The sequence below is a fragment of the Vibrio sp. S9_S30 genome (genome assembly GCF_014694455.1).
Lineage (GTDB): Bacteria > Pseudomonadota > Gammaproteobacteria > Enterobacterales > Vibrionaceae > Vibrio.
Map to the genome: position 1 here is coordinate 1 of NZ_JAAUWT010000089.1, position 1,265 is coordinate 1,265.

Genomic DNA, 1,265 nt, shown 5'->3' on the forward strand with positions numbered 1-1,265 from the left:
TTGCAGCAACTTGGTTTACTGAGAGTTTTCCACCTTGGATTTGGTTGAGGAAACGAGCTCAAAAGTACTGAAGCCAGCAATTTTCGACAACCTTACAACCCTTGAATTATCAAAGCGCTATAACGCCCGCTTAAGCTGCTGACAACATGACACGGCGGCTACCGCATTACGCCTTAAACACAATTATTACTGCAAGCCTAAAGTGCCACACGTTGGCAGTCCGCTTGAAGCGTTTGTTATGTGCGTACTAAACATTGACGTACAATTTCAGCATGTCTTTGTGTTGAATGCCATTTTCATAGATTGACTCAGGGTAGTTTAGCAAAAAATGGTCTTTGATAATTGCGTATACTCGAAAGCCTAAACGCTGATAATAAGTCAATTGATAGCCAAATGTACCCGTACCAAGCTCTACACGATCAATTCCCTTGTTTGATAACTGAAATAGAACAAACTTTAGCAGCTTAGAGCCAATGCCTTGACCTTGTAGCTCTGAAGATACTGATACATTAAATATCTCAGCAAGGCTGTTAGTCTGCGCTTTAACGACACAAGCTGCTAAAAATTGCCCATTGTCTAATGCAGCAAAGCACCATGAATCAGACAAATATGAAGCGATATTAGCTTCAGAAGGATCTGCTTCAAGCAATAAATCTAGTGGAATTTCGCTACTTTTGACTTCGATATATTGCATATTTTCTCCGAGCACATAACGCCAGCTTAAACCGCAGACAACGCACAAAACAAGCTGCTGCACCGCGCCTTAAACACTAAATTCACCGCAAACTAAAAATGCCACGCGTTGTTTGTCGGTTTGAAGCTTTTGTTAGAGCGATACAAGCAAACAGACTTTACTTGGCAATGAAGCACTGAGCTTGCAGTCAATGAACGACATCTTAGCCAAAGTGAGCTTCTGCAACCAGACCACAATACCAAAAACACCGAACCAGTCGAAGAATGTACAAGAACGAACCGAAAACCAAACTTCAAAATCCGGAATTTCCAATTGGCATGAAATCCCACAGCGACTTGGCTTGTAGAGAACTTTCCATCTTAGATATGGTTGAGGAATCGAACTCGAAAACACGGAAGCCAGCAACTTTCGATAACCTGACAACCCTTGAATTTTCAAAGCGCTATAACGCCAGCTTAAACCGCAGACAACGCACAAATCAAGCCGCTGCACTGCGCCTTAAACACTAAAATTACCGCAAACCAAAAATGCCACGCGTTGTTTGTCGGTTTGAAGCTTTTGTTAGAGCGAT

General features: G+C 42.2%; 1 protein-coding gene. It reads right to left on the bottom strand.

Going from position 1 to position 1,265, the window contains the following annotated elements; genetic code table 11:
• Positions 1 to 247: 247 nt before the first annotated feature.
• On the bottom strand, positions 248 to 694 hold the full coding sequence (locus HC752_RS24155; protein ID WP_190337724.1) for a GNAT family N-acetyltransferase: 447 nt from the start codon (positions 692 to 694) through the stop codon (positions 248 to 250).
• Between the last annotated feature and the right edge of the window lie 571 nt (positions 695 to 1,265).

Bases quoted from the DNA above. Each gene is read 5' to 3' on its own strand.
- HC752_RS24155 (WP_190337724.1), bottom strand. From the start codon at position 694: ATGCAATATATCGAAGTCAAAAGTAGCGAAATTCCACTAGATTTATTG.